Source organism: Mesorhizobium sp. M2D.F.Ca.ET.226.01.1.1, assembly GCF_004022705.2.
GTDB lineage: Bacteria > Pseudomonadota > Alphaproteobacteria > Rhizobiales > Rhizobiaceae > Mesorhizobium.
Genome location: NZ_RZOY02000137.1, coordinates 1 through 282 on the forward strand (window position 1 = coordinate 1; position 282 = coordinate 282).

The following is a 282-nucleotide window of genomic DNA, read 5'->3' on the forward strand; positions in this document are numbered from 1 at the left end:
CGAGTATTCAATGGTCGCGCGCATCGCCTCAAAGTCTTCAACAGCTTTCAGACGTTCGTAGCTGTGGGGCATACTGACGACCCGCACCGCCCACTCGCAGGCTGGGATCATACTCCACCGTTCGCCATCGGCATGAGCGGAGAGACGCGCCGCTACGAACAATGCTGCAAGGCAGACGCGGCTCACCATCGGCTGGCTCAGTGCGGCAAGGCGCTAATGACGATGATGGCTAGGACTGCGGCGGCGAACGTCAGTAGGGTTGCCGCGAGCCGAGCGCGCTTC

At 62.1% G+C, this 282-nt stretch carries 1 protein-coding gene; it reads right to left on the reverse strand.

What is annotated here, in order from left to right:
• Positions 1–189, reverse strand: a 189-nt coding sequence (locus EN869_RS34905; protein ID WP_210237978.1) for a hypothetical protein, incomplete at its 3' end; no start/stop codon positions are given.
• Positions 190–282: the final 93 nt, after the last annotated feature.